The sequence below is a fragment of the Lysinibacillus sp. EB106-09-02-XG168 genome (assembly GCF_058791475.1).
Genome location: NZ_JBYTDN010000003.1, coordinates 378,753 through 399,877 on the forward strand (window position 1 = coordinate 378,753; position 21,125 = coordinate 399,877).

The following is a 21,125-nucleotide window of genomic DNA, read 5'->3' on the forward strand; positions in this document are numbered from 1 at the left end:
GAATTTTGACATATTTTATTCTGCATAGAGATTAATAGATGACAGCTGTCTAAAAGCAATGCGACTTGTAACGATGATATAGAGGCAACATAGATACTTCAGGGGGTGTTTGTAGTGGAAATCAAAAACTATATCGGTGGTAAATGGGCAACATATTCCCATTTACAAAGTATAGTAGTGACCAACCCTGCAAATGGGGAGCAGCTTGCTACGATTCCGCGTTCTACGGCAAGTGAGGTAGATGAAGCGGTAGCGGTTGCAAAACAGGCACAAAAAAGCTGGGCATTAGTACCTGCGCCTAAACGTGCTGACTATTTATATGCCATCGGTCAAAAAATGAAGGAGAAGAAGGAGCATTTGGCGACCGTTTTAACAAAAGAGATGGGAAAGGTTATTGAAGAAGCTAGGGGTGAAGTACAGGAAGGGATTGATATGGCTTATTATATGGCTGGTGAAGGGCGACGGTTATTTGGGGAGACAACACCGTCCGAGCTAGCTAATAAATTTGCCATGAGTGTACGGGCACCTATTGGTGTTGTAGCTTTAATAACTCCGTGGAATTTCCCTGTAGCGATTGCTACATGGAAGTCGTTCCCAGCGATTGTTGCTGGCAATACGTTCATTTGGAAGCCGTCGAATGAAACACCGTTGATGGCGTATGAAATGGGTAAAATCTTTGAAGAGGTCGGCCTACCAGATGGAGTAGCAAATATTGTCTTTGGTACAGGGCCAACAGTTGGAACAGCATTAATTGAACATCCAGACGTTAAGGTCATTTCGTTTACTGGCTCTACAACAACAGGAAGTAAAGTAGCGGAGCTAGGTGGTAAACACCTGAAGAAGATTTCATTAGAGATGGGCGGGAAAAATGCGGTCATCGTGATGGATGATGCCGATCTACAGCTAGCGACTGAAGGAATCCTATGGAGTGCATTTGGAACTGCTGGTCAAAGATGTACAGCATGTAGTCGCGTGATCGTGCATAAAGATGTAAGAGAGGAATTAGAAAAACGCCTATTAGACGAAATGCATAAGCTAACAATTGGTGACGGTCTAGATGAAAGTGTGAAAATCGGACCTGTCATTAACAAAGCTGCATTGGAAAAGATTAATCACTATGTGCAAATAGGTAAACAGGAAGGGGCAACGTTGTTAGCTGGAGGTAGAATTTTATCTGAGCCTCCTTATGACAAAGGGTTTTATTATGAGCCTACACTATTTACCAATGTGAAGCCTGACATGATTATTGCACAGGAAGAAATCTTTGGCCCGGTCGTTTCTCTTATTGAAGTAGCAAGTTTGGATGAAGCAATCGAAGTAAACAATGGCGTGAAATTTGGCTTATCCAGTTCAATTTTTTCACAAGATGTGAATACGATTTTCCGCGCACAACGAGATTTAGATACAGGTATTGTTTATGTGAATGCTGGCACAACAGGTGCTGAAATCCATTTACCATTTGGTGGGACAAAGGGTACGGGGAATGGTCACCGTGACTCGGGTGTAGCTGCCTTGGATGTCTATACAGAGTGGAAAAGTATTTATGTAGACTATAGCGGGAAATTACAAAGAGCACAAATCGATACAGAATAACAGATCAATGAAAGGGGATGTTCTTGATGAAAGTTGTTGTATTAGGTGCAGGTTTAATGGGTAAAGAGGTAGCTCGCGATTTAATAAAAAATAGCAAAGTGGAGTGTGTATTTTTAGGAGATATTGACGTAAAAATAGCGCAGGACTTTGTAGACTCGTTAAACACAGATAAAATTCAGGTTGTAGAGCTTCATGCTGAGCGCGATGACTCGTTAATGGAGGTTATTTCAAAAGGTGATGTAGTTGTTAATGCATTATTTTATGCCTTTAATGAGCGTGTAGCAAGAGCAGCTATCGCGGCGGGTGTTCATTCTGTGGATTTAGGTGGTCATATTGGCGGTGTAACAGAAAAAATATTAAATCTTGACGAAGAGGCAAAAGCAAAAGGTGTAACTATTATTCCGGATTTGGGTGTTGCTCCGGGTATGGTCAACATTTTAGCGGGTTATGGTGCTTCAAAATTAGATGAGGTAGAATCTATTAAACTATTTGTAGGTGGTATTCCTACAGAGCCGAAGCCACCTCTTCACTATACACGCGTATTTTCTTTAGATGGTGTCTTTGATCATTATACAGAACCATCAAAAGTGATTTTAAAAGGTAAACTTCAAGAAGTTCCGTCGTTATCAGGCGTTGAACCTATTTATTTCAAAGATTTTGGTGTGCTTGAGGCATTTTATACATCTGGCGGTATATCGACGTTGGATAAGACATTCCCAAATGTCCAAACATTAGAATATAAAACAATTCGTTATAAAGGCCATGCAGAGAAATTTAAACTATTAGCAGATTTAGGATTCCTTGATGCTAGCAATAAAGTAGAGGTAGAAAATCAGGAGGTTTCTGTACGTCCAGTTGTTCGTGAGGCACTTAAAAAGAAACTTGAGCTTGGTACAAAACCAGATGCCGTGCTATTGCGTGTTATTGTAGCGGGTGAAAAGGCACAGCAACAAGTGACGTATGAGTACGAAATGGTTGTAACTAAAGATATGACAATTAATGAAACAGCTATGGCTCGCTCAACAGCCAATACAATTTCTGTCGTTGCTCAAATGATTGGAGAAAATAAAATTACAGAGCACGGTGTATTTGCACCTGAATCAATTGTACCGGGCGACATTTATATTGAAGAAATGGCTAAACGTGGTGTAGTTATTAAGGAAACGTCTCATACATCTGCAATGATCGTGAAATGGTAGGTGCTCGGTCATGAATTTCGAATTTACGACTGAGCAGGAAATGTTACGTAAAACAGTACGGAAGTTTGTGGATGATGAAATACTTCCACATATTGCGAAGTGGGATGCTGAAGGTGGCTTCGATCCGAAGATTTGGTCAAGACTAGCTGAGCTTGGCTTAATGGGCGTTTGTGTCCCAGAACAATACGGTGGTAGTGGTATGGATTACAATGCACTCGCCATCGTTTGTGAAGAACTTGAACGTGGAGATACAGCATTTCGTACAGCTGTTTCCGTTCATACAGGCTTGAATAGTATGACCTTAATGCAATGGGGAACAGAGGTTCAAAAACAGCGATATCTTATTCCGCAGGCGAAAGGTGTTCGGATTGGAGCGTTCGGTTTAACAGAGCCTGGAGCGGGGTCAGATGTATCTGCTATGTCTACGACCGCTATAAGGGATGGAGACTTTTACGTATTAAATGGGCAGAAAACATGGATTTCCTTATGTGATATAGCTGACCATTTTATCGTTTTTGCCTACACGGATAAATCGAAGAAGCATCATGGCATTAGTGCATTTATCGTAGAGCGTTCTATGGCGGGCTTTACGTCGAAGGCGATTAAAGGTAAATACGGTATTCGTGCTGGTAACACTGGTGAGCTCTTTTTTGAAAATCTACGTATACCTGTAGAGAATCGTCTAGGAGAAGAAGGAGAAGGCTTTAAAATTGCAATGTCCGCGTTAGATAATGGTCGTTTTACCGTAGCTGCTGGCGCTGTTGGTCTCATTCAAGCTTGTCTCGAGGCGAGTGTGAAATACTGTCATGAACGCGAAACATTTGGAAAGCCTATTGGTGAGCACCAGCTAGTAGGGCAAATGGTTGCCAAAATGGAGGCGGGCTATCAAATGAGCCGCTTGCTTGTCTATCGTGTTGGAGAATTAAAAAACAAAGGTGTACGTAATACGCGTGAGACATCATTAGCAAAATGGCAGGCTTGTGATTTTGCTAATAAAGCTGCGGATGATACTGTGCAAATTTATGGAGCATATGGTTATTCAGATGAATATCCAGTCGCTCGTTATTTACGTAACTCGAAAGCACCGGTTATCTATGAGGGTACACGTGAAATTCATACAATTATGCAGGCTGACTATGTATTAGGAACACGTCAAGATAAGTCATTGGCAAAAATGCTACCAAAATGGCCATTTGAAGAATAAGCGTTTTATCAAAATTGAAACATAAAAAAAGAATCCGAATTCCGGGTTCTTTTTTTATGTTTCAGTGAAATATACCGTTTTGTTACAATTAAACCGATTTTTATGTTCTAATTGTGTCCTAACGTTCAAATTATACAAGAAAATTCTGTTATAAAATAACATTTTATATTGCTTTACTCTCATAATATGGTATTTTAAAAAGGGTGATATAGTTCTAAATAATCAACGTATTATCGATTTATAAATATAGTATAATAGGAGGACTTATTATGAAGAAAAAATTAAAACTAAATCAATTGTTGCTTGGAGTAAGTACAATGGCACTGTCGTTCGGAGCGTTACAAGCAGAAGCATCAGCAGCAGAAAAAACGCCTTATAATGTATTACAAATGAAACCTGCCGGCATAGTGACTTCGAATGATGAAGTTACACATTCTACAACGGCTGATGAAACATTGTCATTTGAAAAACGTTTGGAAATGGGCGATTTTTCGGAACAACCAGCTCCAACTATAAAGCTTGCTGAAACGAAGCAATTGCAGGAACAGTACTCGATGGCAGAGCTTAATAAAATGAGTGATAGTGAGTTAATTGATACGCTAGGAAATATTCGCTGGGATCAAATTACCGACTTATTCCAATTCAATGAGGATTCAAAAGCTTTTTATCAAAATAAAGAACGTATGCAAGTTATTATTGATGAATTAGGGAAAAGGGGAAGTTCTTTTACGAAAGATGATTCAAAGGGTATTGACACTTTTGTGGAGCTATTGCGTTCTGCATTTTATGTAGGATTTTATAATAACGAACTAGCGTATTTAAACGAAAGAAGTTTCCACGATAAGTGTCTTCCAGCATTAAAAGAAATAGCTAATAATCCGAACTTTAAACTTGGTACCGATGAGCAAGATAAAGTAGTATCCGCCTATGGTAAATTAATAGGTAATGCTTCTAGTGATGCGGAAACAGTTCAAAATGCTACGAAGATTTTAAAACAGTATAATGAAAATCTTTCTACATATGAACGCGAGTATTCAAAAGGACAAGCTATCTATGATTTAATGCATGGGATAGATTTTGACTTGCAGTCGTATTTGCATGATGAACGTAAAGAAGCTAATACGTCGATATGGTATGGAAAGATTGATAGTTTCATAAATGAAGTGAATAAAATTGCACTTTTACATAATGTGACAGATGACAATGGTTGGTTAATCAATAATGGCATTTATTATGCAGGGCGTTTAGGAAAATTCCATAGTAATCCGAATAAAGGTTTAGAAGTTGTTACACAAGCGATGCATATGTATCCATATTTAAGTGATGCTTATTTTGTAGCAGTGGAACAAATTGATACAAATTATGGTGGAAAAGACAATAATGGAAATACAGTAGATTTACAAAAGGTACGTGAAGAAGGGAAGAAGGAGTATTTACCGAAAACATATACATTTGATAATGGATCAATTGTATTTAAGACGGGAGATCAAGTAACAGAAGATAAAATTCAAAGATTATACTGGGCTGCAAAAGAAGTAAAAGCACAATATCACCGTGTAATTGGAAATGATAAGGCATTAGAACCAGGCAACCCTGACGATGTATTAACAGTTGTCATTTATAACTCTCCAGATCAATATTCATTAAACCGTCAATTGTACGGATATGAAACAAATAATGGTGGTATTTATATTGAAGAGACTGGAACGTTCTTTACATATGAACGTACGCCAGAGCAAAGTATTTATAGTTTAGAAGAGTTGTTCCGCCATGAATTTACTCATTATTTACAAGCAAGATTCGAGGTTCCTGGTTTATTTGGAAGAGGAGATATGTACCAAAATGAGCGACTAACATGGTTCCAGGAAGGAAATGCAGAATTCTTTGCAGGATCAACGCGAACAAATGATGTTGTTCCACGTAAGAGTATAATTAGTGGATTATCAAATGACCCATCACAACGCTTTACAGCTAAACAGACATTGTTTGCTAAATATGGATCATGGGATTTTTATAACTATTCATTTGCACTACAGTCTTATATGTATACTCATCAATTTGATACATTTGATAAAATTCAAGATTTAATCCGTGAGAACGATGTAAAAAATTATGATGCGTATCGTGACTCTTTAAGTAATGATCCACAACTGAATGCGGACTACCAAGCGTATATGCAGCAATTGATTGATAATCAAGAAAAATACGAGGTGCCACAAGTATCAGAAGATTATTTAGTGCAACATAAACCAAAAGCGCTAAACGAAGTGGAGCAAGAAATTGTCGATGTTGCTAACGTTAAAGATGTAAAAATGACAAAACATAAGTCTCAATTCTTTAATACATTTACACTCGAAGGTACGTATGTAGGTAGTGAAACAAAAGGTGAATCTGAGGATTGGAAAACGATGAGTAAGCAAGTGAACCAAGTACTAGAGGAACTGTCGCAAAAAGAGTGGAGCGGCTATAAAACAGTGACGGCGTATTTTGTAAACTACCGTGTGAATGCAGCAAACCAGTTTGAATATGATATTGTTTTCCACGGCGTTGCAACGGATGAAGGAGATTACCAAGCGCCTATTGTAAATATCAATGGTCCTTATGCTGGAATCGAAAATGAAGAAATCCAGTTCAAGAGCGATGGTTCAAAAGATAAGGATGGAGAAATCGTTTCTTACCTTTGGGATTTTGGTGATGGCAAAACAAGTGACGAGGCAAACCCTACTCATATATACGAAAAAGAAGGCACATATAATGTGACATTAACAGTGAAAAATGATAAGGGAATAGAAAGTAAAGATCATTCAATTGTAACTGTACGGAAGGGCGCACAAACAGAGAATCCTCATCCAGAAGAAGCGAAGCTCATTCCATTTAATACGCCTTTAAAAGGTGATTTGGTTGGTGATGATGATACGGATGTATACACATTCGATATTACGTCTCCAGAAGAAATCGATATTTCTGTCTTAAATGAAAATCAAATTGGCATGACGTGGGTGCTTTATCATGAGTCTGATAAGCAAAATTATGTAGCATATGGACAGGAAGATGGAAATAGTATAAAAGATAAACTAACAGCAGAACCAGGTAAGTATTATCTATATATTTATAAATTTGATAATGAAAACGGGACATATACAGTAAATGTACAAAATGGAGCACAAACAGAGCTAGAACCAAATAATATTCAAGAAGAAGCGAACATAATTCCATTTAATAAGGCACTAAAAGGTAGCTTGATGGATGATGATCATACAGATATATACACTTTCGATGTTACGTCGCCAAAAGAAATCGATATTTCTGTTTTAAATGAAAACCAAATTGGCATGACATGGGTGCTTTGTCATGAGTCTGATATGCGAAATTACGTAGCATATGGACAGGAAGATGGAAATAGTATAAAAGGTAAATATGATGCGAAACCAGGAAAGTATTATTTATACATTTATAAATATGATAACGAAAATGGGGCATATACAGTAAACGTACAATAGTAGAAGCTGATTTGAAAACGAGAGGGATTCACGTCCTCTCGTTTTTTATCGAGAAAAATTTCAGAATAATGTAACTTTTTAACTCTTAAGTAGTCTAAATAATAAACAACTTTATGAAAGGTAGGAAAAATAATGAAAAATAAGTGGCTAGCTTTTCTAATCATCATCGTACTAGCTATATTGCCAGGAATTTTTACGCTCTTGTCGACCCCAAAAGTGGAGGCACAGACTAAAAATGAGAGTAAAACGACTCATAGCTGGCAAGTATCCTTTACGAAGGCGCTAAAGGCCAGCAAAATAACGGAAGACAATGTTTACGTAACAAATAGTAAAAATCAAAAGGTAACAGCAACTGTCGCATTAGCAGAGGAAAACAAGACAATTCTCATTAGCAATTTAACACCTGGTAGCTATAAATTACATGTGAAGGAAGAAGCGTTTGTACTAGGTGGTCCTAAAACAACATCGCAAGAAATAGCGTTCAGCATCATTGAAAAGCTGGAAGCCGTCAAATCAGAAAAAGAGCTACAACAATATTTTGAAACACTTTTAGCAAATTCAAAAAAAGAGCGGGAATATGAAGTGACTACTGAAGTTGCGGCCAAAGATGAAAAATCTAATGCGAACGACTCCTCGACAACGAATAATCAAGTAGAAGGCGTGGAGGAGGGTGATATAGTCGTTGTCAAAGATGGCTATATTTACGCTGTAAAAGATCAGAACATTACTGTAGTGGATGCTAAAGATCCGAAAAATTTAAAGCTAGCAACAACGATTAAGATGAAGGGAACCCAATATATTTCGAAGCTAGCAGTATACGACCATATATTAATAGCGATTAGTGATGAATATTTAGAAAAAATAGGAACAAGCATGACGAAAGCTTCTTTATATGATATTTCAAATCCAAAAAATCCAAAGCTAATACGTGAAGTGGGGCAAGAGGGGTATTTACAAGATATTCGAATTACAAATGACACATTGTATTTAATTGGTAATATGCATCCGAATTATTGGATGCTTAGAGAGAAAAAAGCGCCAGATTTAAAACCGAAAACATATGATAGTGTAGAAGGAAGAGAATATAAAAGTTTACCTCTAGAGAAAATTTCTATTTTACCAAATACAATGGATGGAACATATAGCTTAATGACAGCGGTGGACTTAAAAAATGGTGCTCAGAAAACGGCGAATACGAAAGGATACTTAGGTGGTAGTAGTGGACTTTATATGTCGGAGAATGCACTTTATTTAACAACACCTATTTATGACGGAAATCTAGAGCCTTCTGCTGGCATCATTATGGATAGAATCTGGATGCCAAGAACAACGAATACACAAGTTTTTAAATGGAATGTTGATAGAACTGACATGAATTTTGTAGGTACTACGGAAGTAAAAGGATCCGTGTTAAATCAATACTCGATGGATGAATATAAAGGTAATTTCCGTATCGTTACAACGGAAGGAAATGCATGGGATGAACAACAAATATCAAAAAATCACCTATTTATTTTAGATAATAAATTACAGCAGCTCGGTGCTGTAAAAGATTTAGCTCCTGGTGAGAAAGTGTATTCTGCACGCTTCATGGGCGAAAAAGCGTATGTAGTAACATTCAAGCAAGTGGATCCACTGTTTGTAATTGATGTAGCAAACCCGAAAAAGCCAACGGTACTAGGAGAGCTAAAGATTCCAGGCTTTAGTAACTATTTACATCCATTAGACGATAACCATTTAATCGGCATTGGCTATGATACAGAGCAACGCTATGATGCCTATACGAAACGTAATTTTACGGTGACAACAAATATGAAAATGTCATTATTTGATGTGTCAGATTTCAAACATCCAAAGGAACAATCAACCGTGAAAATCGGTGGCAAAGGCTCATACTCCGATGTTCAATACAACCCTAAAGCGTTATTCCGCAACAAGGAATACCATTACTTTGGTTTCCCGGTTGTCCTATATGATGCAGGAAAAGGCGATGAAATTGTCTACAAAGGTCAAGGCGCACAAATCTATGAAATCACTGCAGATAAAGGCATCGTACTAAAAGGAAATATCATTAATAAAAGTAAGGGCGATCAGTATGAAAACTGGGAGCAGCTTGTACAGCGAGTAGTCTATATAGATGACGCTCTTTACACAGTAGCTCGCAATGAAGTAAAGAGTTATCAACTAAAAGACTTTAAACCACTGGATACATTAACTATAAAATAAAATGGAAGTCCAATAAACTCAATCTTGAGGTTATTGGACTTTTTATATTGTTGAAAAACTATTATGTCAATGAAATTCAGGTGTCTTATTAAATAAGGCTCTTCTGCAAAGCGAGGGATTGATTTCCGTTCCGACTGGGCGCTTTCCTGGGGGCGTCCGATGAGCCGCTTCGCTGCGCTGTAGGGTCTCATCTGTGACGCTGATCCCAGAGGAGTCGCCCAGTCTCCACTCCAATCAACCACTTCACATAGTGTGTATCTACTGGCATATAGCTCTAATTTATAGTGATAAAATGAAACTTTCAGCAACAGATATTTTTTGTGCGAAAGCGCAGTGCTAACGCAGCGTCAGCAACAGATATTTTTTGTGCGAAAGCGCAGTGCTAACGCAGCGTCAGCAACAGATATTTTTTGTGCGAAAGCGCAGTGCTAACGCAGCGTCAGCAACAGATATTTTTTGTGCGAAAGCGCAGTGCTAACGCAGCGTCAGCAACAGATATTTTTTGTGCGAAAGCGCAGTGCTAACGCAGCGTCAGCAACAGATATTTTTTGTGCGAAAGCGCAGTGCTAACGCAGCGTCAGCAACAGATATTTTTTGTGCGAAAGCGCAGTGCTAACGCAGCGTCAGCAACAGATATTTTTTGTGCGAAAGCGCAGTGCTAACGCAGCGTCAGCAACAGATATTTTTTGTGCGAAAGCGCAGTGCTAACGCAGCGTCAGCAACAGATGTTTTTATAGCGAAAACATGGTGGCATTAAAACAAACACAATCGCGTCATTATGTAAATTTATTCTATTCTATTATGGTGAGCTGTCAAAACGTTCAATTTGAAATGCATAAAACTTATAAATGTTTTACGTTAGCATTGATTGGAGTGGAAGGCTACTCGACTCCCGTGGGAAAGCGAGACAGGCGAGATCCTGCACGGAGCGCAAGCGGCTCGCCGCTCGCCCACAGGAAGCTCTGCTCTGCGCGAAAGCGAAGCGTCAGCGGCAAAGCGAGTAGCCTGGAACGGAATCAACCCTTCATTTTGCAGAAGAGCCTTACTTTTTTTGAAATAAAGTTTTTCAATACAAGAAAGTCCAATAAACCTTGAGTTCATTGGACTTTTTCTTTAATTATTTTTGACGATATGGGAGAATTTCCGATACTGTCACGAATTCATAGCCTTGCCCTTGTAAATAAGCAAGTACAGCATCAAGACCGTCGGCAGTCGATTGATGAATATCATGCATTAAGACAATGGCGTTATTGTGTAAATTATTTTTAACATGTGGTAGGAGCTGTTGCGCATTGCGATGCTTCCAGTCTAATGTATCGATTGACCATAAAACAACAGGAATTGGAATTTGAGCGTTAATCGTATCATTTGTTGCGCCATACGGTGGTCTAAATACAGTCGGCTTGTGATTAATGGCCTTTTCAATCTCTGCAAATGTAGAAGTGTATTGATTCACTGCCTGCTCTAGTGACAGTTTTGTTAATACAGGATGGTCCCATGAATGATTACCGATTTCATGTCCTCTTGCAAGTACATCTTTTGCGATATCAGGGTAATATTGTACGCGACTACCAAGCATAAAGAAAGTAGCTTTTGCGTTATATTTATCGAGCGTATTTAAAATCTGTTCGGTAACCTTTGGATGTGGACCATCATCAAAAGTTAAGGCAATACGTTTTTTGTTTGGATCACCTACGTTAACTGGCTTCGTCGGTTTTTGCATAGCAATCTGGAATTCAGAGGCTAACAACGGATTGATAAGCGAAAGGGGAAGCTTCACAGTTTGTGGACCAGCTGCTCCGCTAGCAATCTCATACTCATCAAAATAGAATTGTAACGAATTATTAACGATAGCAAAGCGATGGAAGTTAGACCATTTCGGTTCAGTTGACTTGATTACATCATCCTTGAAAAGCTCTTCCTTTAACTTAGGATTTTGTTGTAAGTCCTTACGTACATAAGTAGCTAATGCCGATAAGTTGTTTTCGTCGTTATTTAACAATGTTTCAATGGGAATTAATTTACCAGTTTCATGATTGATAAAGAATGTTTTAGTTGAGATCTCGGGATTGGCTCCACCTGTATACAACGTTTTTGTTAGCACAAAGGAATAGTAGTGCTTCTGGTATGGGAAAGTTTCCAAGCTAATATTCAGCTCACCCATTGCCTCTTTATCTTTATTTTTTTTCATAGATGACAGATAGTTTTCTTTTGAATCCGTTATGTACTGTAGTACAGCATCGTTAAAAGCTTTATTATCTGTTTCTGGATAGTGAATAGCAAAAGGTGTTCGCTTATCATTAGAAACATCGGTTACAATACGTATACCTGGAAACGCAGAGCTTTCAGTGGATAGGTTACTAGTTATTGAATTTGAATCTGTCTCTTTTGAGGCACTGATTTTTTGAAACTTAAAGTCATCCTTTGATAGGATAATGACTAAAATAATAGTTGTTAATGAAATGATGAGGCCGATTAATAGGAAATCAATCATTGGCCCGCGTTTTTTTCTGCGTTCCGGCATTTTGAGGGAGACGCTCCTTTCCGTATTTATTTTTCTATACAATCAGACGTGTTAGTCATTGAAAAAGTTATACGAATCTACGAAGTTTTGCTATAAATTTTTGGTAAACAATCCTCATGAATAAATGACTCATTTGCTTATCGTTTTCATCATATGAAAGCTAAAATACTTTTGTGTTAAAAGTTGAAATTTTTAGTTGAGTTTTTATTTGCAGTTCGATACTATTGGCAAGGAACCTTAACTTCTTTCAGCGGGTGCCAAACACCCATTGAAAGAAGTTAAAGCCTCCGGCGGATGTCACGTAATCGGAAAGAAGTTCTTAGGGGATGTTAGCCTAAAATCATCGCATCCATGCGATAATAGCTAACGGACCTGCATCGTGCAGGCCTAAGCACAAAACCGATTCCGGACGCAATTATGCCGAGGCATAATTGAGGGAGGTAGTTAACTGTAATGGTTTTACATGAAGTGGATAATGAAATTACGATTGACTGCTTATTGCTTGCGGGGCGAATTATGATTGAAAGTGGTGCAGAAACATATCGTGTAGAGGATACAATGCTACGTATGGCACATTCTCAAAATATGCTGGATGCGCAATGTTATACCACACCCACAGGGATCATTTTTTCGTTAGGCAAGACACAGCCAACGAGAATTACATCGATTTCCAACAGGGTAACAGATTTACAAAAAATAGCCTTGGTAAATTCAGTATCTCGGAGACTCACTTCTCACATGATAACATTAGAAGAAGCTTATGACGAGCTAAAGTCGATACAAAAAACAAATTATTTTTTACCCACATATATTCAAGTCATATCAGCGGCTCTTGCGAGTGGTTGTTTCCTTATAATGTTTAAGGGGGGATGGTCTGATTTCCTTTTTGCCTGTTTGGCAGGAGGGTTAGGCTTCCTAGTGCTTTTATTGATAAATGACTTAACAAAAGTAAAATTTTTCGCAGAATTTACAGCATCATTAGTAGTAGGAACAATTGCTGTCTTTTCAGTGAAATATGGCCACGGTACGGAAATAGATAAAATTGTTATTAGTTCCGTTATGCCACTAGTACCAGGTATTTTGATTACGAATGCAGTTCGGGATTTAATAGCAGGTCATTTTATGTCAGGGATGGCGAAGGGCGTAGAGGCCTTTTTAACAGCTTTTGCAATCGGTGCAGCTATTGCCGTCACTCTATCATTTTAGGAGGCGGACGACATGGACTATATCATACAGTTGATTCTTAGCTTTTTTGCGACGGCGGGTATCGGAGTTATTTTTAATGTACCTAGGAAAAACCTCATTTATTGTGGTTTTGTTGGGGTAGTAGGCTGGATGATTTATTTCATCCTAACAGAGCATGGAATGGATGTAGTAAATGCCTCATTCTTTAGCGCTTTCGTCATTGCGATCGTTTCCCATTTGTATGCTCGACGCTTCAAAATGCCGATGATTATTTTTATTGTCGGTGGGATTATCCCGTTAGTTCCGGGAGGCATGGCTTACAATGCAATGAGAAATGTTGTAGAGGATGATTATATACAAGGGCTACAATACGGGTTAAAGGCATTTTTAATTACAGGTGCCATCGTTATAGGACTTGTATTTGCAGAGGTACTAATACAGCTTATTTTCCGTTCTATACGTAACAGTAAGGCGACATTCAAAAAGGTTTATAAGAAATAAGGTTTTACATCAAATATAGGCGGATGGAAAAGCTAAAGCAACAGATTGAACATAAAAAGAGATGGCACTTTCTTTCAGAGTACTATGAAGAGACCCTGCAGCGAAGCGACTCATCGAACGCCCCCAGGAAGCTTTGCTCTGTGCGAAAGCGAAGTGTCAGCAACAACAAATGTTTTAACTGTGCGAAAGCGAAGCGTCAGCAACAACAAATGTTTTAACTGTGCGAAAGCAAAGCGTCAGCAACAACAAATGTTTTAACTGTGCGAAAGCAAAGCGTCAGCAACAAAGCGCCCAGCCGGAACGGAAATTAGCCTCCTCGCTTTGTGTATGGCCATACTTTATTTAGACTTTCATTAACAATAAGAAGGAGGTTACGTTTAAGAACGTAACCTCCTTCCTCACATTAACTATTTAACTAACAGTGCTTCAATTTCCTCAGCATGAATTGGCTTACTAATATAGTAGCCTTGAATCGCATCACAGCCATAAGAAATCAAAAGATCTGCTTGTTCAGCTGTTTCGACACCTTCAGCGACAACTTTAAGTTCCATAGATTTTCCGAGTTGCACCATACCGTTCATAAGTTTTTGGGTTTTCTCAGATTTTAATAGAGAACTTGTAAATGTTTTATCGATTTTCAATGTATCTATTGGTAAAATTTGCATATACCTAAATGAGCCATATCCGGTACCGAAATCATCTAGTATAAAGGCGATCCCTTCATTTTCAAGCTTTCGCATTTGCTTCGTAATAAAGGTAGCGGCCTCTGCTTCTAGGGCAAATTTTTCGGTAATTTCGATTTGAATAAGATTTGCAGGACAGCCAGTTTTCGCTAACGTTTCAAGAATGGACTGTGCCATGTTTTTATCACGGAATTCACGTACAGAAGAGTTAATAGATACTTTTAAATCAAGGCCAGCTTTTTTCCAGATTAGTGCCTGTTCACAAGCTTTTTCTAGCATAAAGGAACCGATATTATTAATAAGACCTGTTTCCTCCGCAATTGGAATGAGCTCATCTGGTGAGACAACACCTATTACTTCATCTTCCCAACGAACTAGTGCTTCTGCAGCTGTGATTTTACCTGAAGTAACATCAATTTGCGGCTGATAAAGGACTTTTAGATTTTTTTGGTCAAGAGCCTGAAGTAAACGTTTTTCAATTAAAGCTTTACGATTTAATGCCTTATGTGTTGCTTTGGATAGGGAGACGATTTTATCTCCACCGGCTTCACGGACAGTTGTAATAGTAGCAATAGATGCCTTCATTAGTTGGGAGAATGTAGTTTGATCCTCTGGATAACGTGTAATTCCGCCACTAATAGAAATAGGGACAGCTATATTACTGTTATAAATTGGATGTTGTTGTAAGTAAGACAGGAAGCCTTGAATGAACCATTCACTTAATGGTGTAATCACGACAAAATCATTTTCGTTAATACGTGCCATTGTGCTATCTTGGAAGTACATTTTTATACGATTTGTAAACTCTACAATAAGACTTTGATCAATTTGCTGATCATGTAACTCTTTTAATGTATAAAATTTATCAATACTTAAATAGACGAAAGAGAAGTTTCTTTCATCATCAATCATGTTAGAAATCACTTTTTCGAGACGATGTGCATTCATAAGACCTGTTTCTGTATCGATATAAGCGATTTTTTCAAGCTGATGTTGTATGGACTTAGACTTCGTAATATCCTTTTCGATCAATAAAAATTGTTGCTCATTTGTTTCGATATCAAATGTTGGGATAGCCGTTAGTAGTACCCAATAAGATTGACCTGTTTTTGTAACTTTTTCGATTTCGCCTTGCCACGTTTGGCCATTGTTTAAATTACGCCAAATGGTGTTTGTAATCTTTTCGCTTTCTTTATTATCAGGGAATAGCTGCCAAAACGTTTTACCAATCACACGTTTTGGTGTCCATTGACTCGTTTTTAGAAATTCAGCATTACATTCTAAAATGAAACCATCATGATCCAGTGTTACGGTCATAAATGTCGAGTCCAAACCTTGTTTTAATTTAGCGAGAGTTCCGCAGTTTGAGACAGAATTGATCATTAATTCTGGAAGCATAAACATCATAAGGATAAAACGCTCTCCTTGTTCAGTAAATGGTTTAGCTAACAGCGCTGAGTTAAATTCTTCGTTTGTATACGTTTTCAGTTGGATTTGATTGATATACGTACTGTCATCATTTTGTAAAATGGTTTTAAATTTATCTAATGAAAGCTGACGTAATAAATTTTCGTGAATGAATGATGCGGTATGTTCTTTAATAGTAGTAGCTGAAAAACCAAATAGCTGTTCAGCAAGCTTTCCCAAATGTATAATTTGTCCATCTTGATTCATGACAATTGTAGGAAAAGGAAGTGAATTTAAATAATGTTCATCAATGGTAAATGATTTATGCATATGACTCATGATTATTCGATCTCCTTGAGTAATCTATATATACTATTATTATAGTTAATTATCAGGAATTAGTCATTATGAATATGATTGTAAATATTTGATAATAAAAAAAGTAAGGACTTTTTTAACGAAAAACATGAAAAGATTTGAAGGAAAATAACATTTTTTAGTATATATATAGGGAGCAAGAAGCGTGTATGACGTTTTAAAGGAATAGTATTTATTGTCCCAGGTGCGATGATATAGGGAGTAACGCCCTTTTTTATGTGAACAATTCGTGTATCAGATGCAAGTATTATATTATTTACATATTGATTGTTTACTAAAAAAGATATTCCGGAATTTGCTAGCAATCAACGGAAGTATTGCTGTATTCGCTACAGTGTTACAATTTTTGGTACTTATATTGCTTATGTCTCTCTTAGTTTAAAGAAATGGCCACCAAAATATCAAGTAATAGGGATTATGGATATAGGGGTAGGTATGTTCATCCTACTAATGAACGCTTCAATTGATGCTTTAATAGTTAGTAGCAAAGTCTTATTGGAGTAGTGGTTGTTCTCATGTTTTCCTTCTACATATTGTTCCTAGGCGTTTCTACTTGTTGTCAGCAGGGGAATGCTTTTAGGAGGACTGGCATAAGGCTTTATTAGCCGAATTTGGCAGGCAAATCAAATCTGTGGCTTGGTTTCGCAGATTTTAAGGTTACATGCTTAATGATCGCTTTAATATGCTTTAGTTGGGGCAAGCATACTTTCAAATAGGTGAATGGAAAGCAAAAAATACAGTATGGTAGTTCCTTGCTGATTTATGGAACTTACTTATTAAAGAAAAAGGGGGAAGAATATGAAAGAAGTTTTTTCCTATGTAAAGCCTTATAAATGGACAGCATTCATCGCATTTAGTTTAATGCTGCTGGAATTGTTTGTGGAGCTCGCGCAGCCACTGATCATGGCGAAAATTATAGATGATGGCGTGCGGGCTCAAAATCAAGGGATGATTTGGCAATGGGGACTGGTGTTACTGGCCTTATCTTTCATAGCCCTTATAGCCGGTGTCGTAAATTCATATTTTTCATCGCATACAGCACAGAGTTTTTCCTATGATTTACGAAATGCATTGTTTGAAAAAATACAATCCTTTACATTAGCTACTTATCAAAAATTCTCAACGGCGTCCCTTATAACAAGGTTAACGAATGACGTTACGCAAGTTCAAACAGTGCTATTTATGAGTTTACGTATTATGCTACGTGCCCCACTTGCCGTTATTGGCAGCATTATTATGGCTTTTGTTGTAAACGTTAAACTAGCGTTGTTTCTAGTTATTGGCGCACCGATTATCTTCATTTTTCTTATTGTTATGGTGGCAAAAGGTGTTTCTTATTTTGGACGTGTGCAAAAGAGAGTAGATCGTTTGAATCGAGTACTACAGGAAAATTTACAGGCTATTCGATTGGTGAAAGCTTATTTACGTGGTGCCTATGAAGCCTCACGTTTTGATGAAGTTGCCTCACGCTTAAAAATAGATACTGTAAAAGCTCTACGCACAATGGAATATATTATGCCTGTATTGTTATTCATTATGAATATGAGCTTACTCGCGGTGCTATGGTTTGGGACAAAACAAATCGCTTCCGGTACAACACCACTTGGAGATGTAGTGGCCGTTGTCAATTATGCAATGCGTATGACAGGCTCGTTTTCGATGTTTGCCTTTATTATTATTTTTTATGCGCGTGCAAAAGCTTCAGCAGAGCGTATGGCAGAAGTCCTTTCGACTGAAAATGAGATTGAATTACCATCAACTTCAGAGAAAGCATCGAATGATTTGAATGTTGGAGAATTAGCGTTTGAGCATGTGAGCTTTACGTATCCTGGAGGAGACGCACCTGTCCTTTCCGATGTAAGCTTCCGAGTGAAATCGGGAGAAAAGCTGGCCATTATGGGGGCAACCGGTGCAGGGAAATCAACGCTATTACAGCTTATCCCACGTTTCTATGATGCGACAGAAGGCAAAATCGTAGTAGAGGGGAAAGATGTACAGCAATGGGATTTACAAGAGCTACGTGAAATCATCGGCTATGTGCCGCAACAGTCTTTATTATTTACAGGAAGCATAGCTGATAATGTTCGTTGGGGCGATGCAGAGGCTGACATGGATGCAGTGCTACACGCGACCATGCAAGCACAAATCCATGCTTCTGTGGAAGATTTCCCGAATGGCTACGAGACAAGGGTCGGTCAGAAGGGTGTCAATCTTTCGGGTGGACAAAAACAAAGATTATCGATTGCAAGAGCGTTATTAAGAAAAGGGCATATATTGATGCTTGATGATAGTACAAGTGCGCTTGATGTGAAAACGGAGCAGGCATTATGGGAGGCGTTAAGTGAAGAACAAGCAACAATGTTAGTCGTCACTCAAAAAATTCGCACAGCGAAAGGTGCACATCGTATTTTACTCATCGATGCAGGAAAAGTAGTCGCATACGGGACGCATAAAGAGCTTCTGCAGACGTCAGCGCTCTATAAAAAAATCGCAATCTCTCAACAGGAGGTAGAGGAATAATGGGATTTTTCCAAAAACCTTTTGGCTATGAGCCGATTTTGACGAAGGATGATGTGAAGCAAACGGTTAAGAAAAAGAAGGGACCTCGTGCGACAAATTGGAAAAGTACACTGCTACGTTTATGGAAAATAGTTGATGAACAACGTGTACTACTAATGATCGTACTGTTACTTGTTTTTGTGAGTTCCATGTTGGCTCTTCTTGGGCCGTATGTAATCGGTAAAATGATTGATATGTACGTAACGCATGGAGAGCCTGCAGGACTAGAGAAGGGTATTATGCTGTTAATCGGCATTTATGCTTTATTAGCCGTATCGTTATTTTTGCAAAACTATTGGATGATTGGTATTGCCCAACAAACCATTTATAGGTTACGAACGAGTGTATTTGAGCATTTTCAAAAACTGCCGATTGCCTTTTTCGATCGTCGTCAGCATGGAGAATTAATGAGTCGGATGACGAATGATATTGAAGCTGTTAGCTCCACATTAAATAGCTCCTTTATCCAAGTGTTTTCGAGTGTATTAACACTGACGGGAACAGTCATCATCATGCTAAGTTTAAGCCCATTACTAACGGTATTAACGATGACGATTATACCAGTTATGTTTTTGGCGATGCGTTGGATCACACGGAGAACCGCTCCATTATTTAAGGAACAGCAGACAGCTATTGGAGCTTTGAATGGTATGATTGAAGAAACGATTTCGGGCCAGAGAATTGTGAAAGCTTTCTCACAAGAAGAACGAATGAAAGAGGAGTTTCGTGAAAAAAGTGTACGATTAAAAAGAACAGGCTTTTGGGCGCAGACATACTCTGGCTATATTCCGAAGGTCATGAACTTTTTAAACAATATGAGTTTTACAATTGTGGCTGGTATTGGCGGTGTACTTGCTCTTTACGGGCATGTGTCCATTGGCGTCATTGTTATTTTTACAGAATACGCAAGGCAATTTACACGACCGTTAAATGATTTAGCCAATCAATTTAATACCGTACTGTCAGCGATTGCTGGTGCAGAGCGTGTATTTGCGCTACTAGATGAAATGCCTGAAGAGGAGGCAGCTTCAGCGCAAAAGCGTAAGCTATTAGGACAGGTAAGCTTTCAGCATGTGTACTTTAAATATGAGCAAAAAGAGGAAGCTTACACGTTGAAGGACATCCATTTTAATGTGGAGCCTGGACAAACGGTCGCTCTAGTCGGGGCTACCGGAGCAGGCAAAACAACTATTTTGCAGCTGATTGCAAGATTTTATGAAGTATCAAAGGGTGAGGTTTTATTTGATGGTGTCAACGTTCAGCAAATCGAACGACAAGCATTGCGCTCACAAATGGCCTTTGTGTTACAGGATCCGTTTTTGTTTGAGGCAACTGTACGTGAAAATATTCGTTATGGTCGATTGGATGCTAGCGATGAGGAGATAGAGGAAGCTGCAAAGCGTGCAAATGCACATGACTTTATCATGTCGCTAAAGGATGGTTATGACACAATGCTTGCCGCGGATGGCAGTGGCATTTCGCAAGGCCAAAAGCAGTTATTGTCCATTGCACGAGCCTTAATTGCAGACCCGAAAGTTTTATTATTGGATGAGGCGACAAGTAGTATTGATACCGTTACGGAGCTGGCGATTCAAGAAGCTCTTGATCTGTTGATGCAGGGACGCACAAGCTTTGTGATAGCCCACCGTTTGAATACTGTGCACAATGCCGATATTGTGCTTGTTCTACACAAAGGTGAGTTAGTCGAAGTGGGCTCTCAACAGGAATTAATGGAATCCGGTGGCATTTATGCGCAGATGCTACAATCTTCGTCCCATCATCTTGATGAGTAGGGTGAACGAAACGATGTAGGTATAAATTTCATTCCTCAAACATAAGTAAGAGTAATTCCGGAATTTTTGGGATTGCTCTTTTTTGAATATTGTATTTCAGTTCAAATTTTAAATGTAATTTATTTAGAAGAATAGTATAATTATGGATAATAATAAAATGAAAAATTGAGGTTAATTATTCACCGATAGAAGATTTATGGATGATATTTTGCTTAGGTGAGGAGCGACTTGACGTTCATTCGCAGTAGAAATCGGATTTTCAGATAACTGGGCGTGTATAAAAATACATACCTAATTCTAGTAACTTTCAGTCATTATAACCGTCAATAATCATATAAAACTTTTAATTTCACTATACTTGGAGTAAAATTGT

The 21,125-nt window shown here is 38.3% G+C and carries 11 protein-coding genes; 9 read left to right on the top strand and 2 right to left on the bottom strand.

What is annotated here, in order from left to right:
* The first annotated feature begins 114 nt into the window (after nucleotides 1-114).
* The 5 genes from AC3WSO_RS02965 to AC3WSO_RS02985 all read left to right on the top strand — a co-directional run bounded on the left by AC3WSO_RS02965 (nucleotide 115) and on the right by AC3WSO_RS02985 (nucleotide 9,722).
* The gene (locus AC3WSO_RS02965; protein ID WP_492528588.1) at nucleotides 115-1,593 is read left to right on the top strand and encodes an aldehyde dehydrogenase family protein; all 1,479 of its coding nucleotides are present in this window, start codon (nucleotides 115-117) and stop codon (nucleotides 1,591-1,593) included.
* A 26-nt stretch (nucleotides 1,594-1,619) separates the two neighbouring features.
* Nucleotides 1,620-2,792, top strand: coding sequence for a saccharopine dehydrogenase family protein (locus AC3WSO_RS02970; RefSeq protein ID WP_492528590.1), 1,173 nt, complete (start codon nucleotides 1,620-1,622; stop codon nucleotides 2,790-2,792).
* A 10-nt stretch (nucleotides 2,793-2,802) separates the two neighbouring features.
* Entirely contained in the window at nucleotides 2,803-3,996 is a 1,194-nt protein-coding gene (locus AC3WSO_RS02975; protein ID WP_492528592.1) for an acyl-CoA dehydrogenase family protein, read from the top strand.
* Nucleotides 3,997-4,265: 269 nt separating this feature from the next.
* The gene (locus AC3WSO_RS02980; RefSeq protein ID WP_492528594.1) at nucleotides 4,266-7,496 is read left to right on the top strand and encodes a collagenase; all 3,231 of its coding nucleotides are present in this window, start codon (nucleotides 4,266-4,268) and stop codon (nucleotides 7,494-7,496) included.
* A 132-nt stretch (nucleotides 7,497-7,628) separates the two neighbouring features.
* Nucleotides 7,629-9,722 (top strand): beta-propeller domain-containing protein, encoded by a 2,094-nt coding sequence (locus AC3WSO_RS02985; protein WP_492528596.1) that lies wholly within the window; start codon nucleotides 7,629-7,631, stop codon nucleotides 9,720-9,722.
* A gap of 1,117 nt (nucleotides 9,723-10,839) precedes the next feature.
* Here the strand turns inward: AC3WSO_RS02985 and AC3WSO_RS02990 are convergent.
* Nucleotides 10,840-12,246 carry a polysaccharide deacetylase family protein gene (locus AC3WSO_RS02990; protein WP_492528598.1) on the bottom strand — a complete coding sequence of 469 codons (1,407 nt, stop codon included), beginning with the start codon at nucleotides 12,244-12,246 and terminating at the stop codon, nucleotides 10,840-10,842.
* Nucleotides 12,247-12,699: 453 nt separating this feature from the next.
* Between AC3WSO_RS02990 and AC3WSO_RS02995 the strand changes: the two genes are divergently transcribed.
* Both AC3WSO_RS02995 and AC3WSO_RS03000 read left to right on the top strand, forming a co-directional pair.
* On the top strand, nucleotides 12,700-13,452 hold the full coding sequence (locus tag AC3WSO_RS02995; protein WP_492528600.1) for a threonine/serine exporter family protein: 753 nt from the start codon (nucleotides 12,700-12,702) through the stop codon (nucleotides 13,450-13,452).
* Nucleotides 13,453-13,464: 12 nt separating this feature from the next.
* On the top strand, nucleotides 13,465-13,932 hold the full coding sequence (locus AC3WSO_RS03000; RefSeq protein ID WP_492528602.1) for a threonine/serine exporter family protein: 468 nt from the start codon (nucleotides 13,465-13,467) through the stop codon (nucleotides 13,930-13,932).
* A 407-nt stretch (nucleotides 13,933-14,339) separates the two neighbouring features.
* Here the strand turns inward: AC3WSO_RS03000 and AC3WSO_RS03005 are convergent, their stop codons facing one another.
* The gene (locus AC3WSO_RS03005) at nucleotides 14,340-16,361 is read right to left on the bottom strand and encodes an EAL domain-containing protein (protein WP_492528604.1); all 2,022 of its coding nucleotides are present in this window, start codon (nucleotides 16,359-16,361) and stop codon (nucleotides 14,340-14,342) included.
* 837 nt (nucleotides 16,362-17,198) lie between these two features.
* On the opposite strand from AC3WSO_RS03005, the gene AC3WSO_RS03010 reads away from it, so the two are divergent.
* Entirely contained in the window at nucleotides 17,199-18,920 is a 1,722-nt protein-coding gene (locus AC3WSO_RS03010; protein WP_492528606.1) for an ABC transporter ATP-binding protein, read from the top strand.
* Nucleotides 18,920-20,752: an ABC transporter ATP-binding protein gene (locus tag AC3WSO_RS03015; protein ID WP_492528608.1), complete on the top strand. Its 1,833-nt coding sequence runs from the start codon at nucleotides 18,920-18,922 to the stop codon at nucleotides 20,750-20,752. The genes AC3WSO_RS03010 and AC3WSO_RS03015 overlap by 1 nt, the downstream gene beginning before the upstream one ends.
* Nucleotides 20,753-21,125 lie beyond the last annotated feature (373 nt).